A 2296-nucleotide genomic window follows, 5' to 3' on the forward strand; every position below is an offset into this window, starting at 1 on the left:
CTTTTTCCTTCTCGGCCTTTTCCTCGGCGCTGACCTGCTTCTTGTAGTCGCGCTCGAGGATGCGCTCGGACTCGGAGGTGTTGTCGGCAATGCGGAAGAGCACGATGACCGTCTCCAGCGCGACGCGGGCCATGATGACGTAGATCAAAAAGAGGATCGGCCAGAGAACCAGGCCGCTCACTCCGGCGAGGAAGCTGAACTGAAATCCCGCAATCGCGGGGAAGAGGCCGAAGCCCGCGGCCCCCAGAATGGCCAGCGCGTAAAGAACGCGGATGATCCGTTCGGTAATGAACTCCGTAAAGGTCATATCGAACAGTGATGCAAAGAAACCCTTGTGTTCGAGACTCATGGTTGTCCCCTTTCCCGGCACGGGCGCAAAACGACTCTCGCGCCCCCAATGAACAGATTATTCAGTGCGTCCCCAAGATAGACGCCATGGCCCAGCGGCGCCAGTAAAGAAATGGAAAGGCGCGGCAGCTGTCCCTACTGGCCGCCGACACCGGGAGCGCCCGGACGGGGAGCGGTGTATTGCTCGTAGGATTGGAGCGCCTGACAGGCCTCTCTCTGGCCGAGCTTGCAGGCGCGGCCCAGATGCTGCTTTGCGCCCGCGGTATCGCCCTGCTGGAGCAGGATGAGCCCCAGGTTGTGGTGGGCGCCCGCGTTCTCGGGCTGGATCTCGATGGCCCGGCGGTAGTGGGGAATCGCCTGCTCGTACTGGCGCTGGGTCGCCAGCGCCGCGGCCAGGTGGAAGTGGGCCTCGGCCGAATCGGGGTGCCCCGCGGCGGCTTTTTCAAGGAGCGCGATGGCCGTGGTGAGATCACCCGCCTGATAGTAAAGCGCGCTCAGTTCGAGCTGGGCCTGCAGGTTGGTCGGATCGATTTCGAGGGCGAGCTGGTAGTGGCGCACCGTCTGGTCGAGAAAACCCGCGGCCTGGTAGGCCTGCGCCAGGTTCACATAGAGCCCCACGTTGGTCGGCATCCCCAGCAGCGCCTGCTGGTAGTGGTGGATCGCCTCGCTCATGCGGCCGGTGCGCTGGTAGTGATAGGCCAGCCGGTAATGGGCCGCCGGGTGGGTGGGGTCGGCCTCCACCACCTTGAGATAGTTGTTGAAGGACTCGGTTGGCCGCTTCTCGCGGGCGTCGAGCTCGGCCAGCCGCACCAGCGCCGCGACGAAGCCGGGATCGTATTCGAGGGCCTGCTCGTAGAACTCGCGTGCCTGCGCGCTCTTTGCCCGGCGCATGGCGGTATCGCCGCGCACGGTGGAGAGCATCGCCGAGTGGGGCGCAAGCGTGAGCGCCTTCTCGATCTGCGCCTCGGCCTCGGTGAGCTTGGCGCGGCGGGAGAGTTCGGCGGCCAGTTCGATGTTGTAGCGCGCGGGGTGGGGATCGAGCGCCATCGCGCGCTGGAGGGCCGGATCGGCCGGGTCGCGTCCGCCGACGACCCACTTCGTATGCCAGGTGGCGGGCTCACCGGGCAGGCGCTGCTCGGCCAGCGCCATCGCCTCGCTCATCTTTTCCCTGTCGGTGCGCGGGCCCGCTGAATAACCCAGTGCCAGGCGCCACTGCGGATCCCCCGCGTCGGGGCGCAGGTTGGCGACCTTGCGGGCGTTGGCATAGACCGCGCCCCAGGCCGCCTCGGACGCGCCGCCGGCGAGCGCGCGGAGCTGCGCGACCTCGGCCCAGTATTCGGCGAGCTTGAGATAGGCCAGCGGGAAGAAGGGATCTTCCTCCACCGCGGCGTCGAGTTTCTGCGTTGCGATTGCAAGGTCTTTCGAGCGCCCGCTCTGCGCGGCGGCGACGCCCTCGCACCAGAGAGTCCAGGCCGCGGCCTTTCGCGTGGGGGAGAGGTAATCGCCCAGGCGCTTCTTGAGCGAATCGCCGAGCGGAATCTCCAGCGCGGCGAGCGCCGCGCGCAGGACTTCGCCGACGCTGCCGCCAACGGCCGCGTCGGAATCGAAACCCGCGCGAATGGTGCTTGGCGTTCCGATGGGGACGGGCTGTCCGTTCTGGAGCTTCCCGGCCATCACGATGACGCGCGAGGCGCCCGCGATCACTTCGATTACGCCGTGGACATAGAGGTCGGCGCCGAGCGCCCGGGCCGCCTGGTCGATGCTCTGGGGGGCGCCGCCGGGAGGGTGGCGCGCCTCGAGCGCGTCGCGGGTCGAGAACAGGCGGTAGTGTTCCTCATGTGCTAGCGCGTCGCGAATGACCTAGGCAAGTCCCGCTCCCTGGGCACGTCCAGCGCCCGAGTGGCCGCGCACCTCGAAGATGAAAACCGCCAGCGCCAGGCGGACGGGC

2 protein-coding genes are annotated in these 2296 nt (G+C 67.3%); both read right to left on the reverse strand.

Annotated features, from left to right (window positions below; all coding sequences use genetic code 11):
- On the reverse strand, positions 1 to 349 hold a 349-nt coding region (locus tag KDH09_17840), incomplete at its 3' end, for a DUF4282 domain-containing protein (GenBank protein ID MCB0221565.1).
- Between the two features lie 134 nt (positions 350 to 483).
- Positions 484 to 2052, reverse strand: coding sequence for a tetratricopeptide repeat protein (locus KDH09_17845; protein MCB0221566.1), 1569 nt, complete (start codon positions 2050 to 2052; stop codon positions 484 to 486).
- Positions 2053 to 2296: the final 244 nt, after the last annotated feature.

It is taken from the genome of Chrysiogenia bacterium (assembly GCA_020434085.1).
In the GTDB taxonomy this organism is placed as follows: Bacteria; JAGRBM01; JAGRBM01; order JAGRBM01; family JAGRBM01; genus JAGRBM01.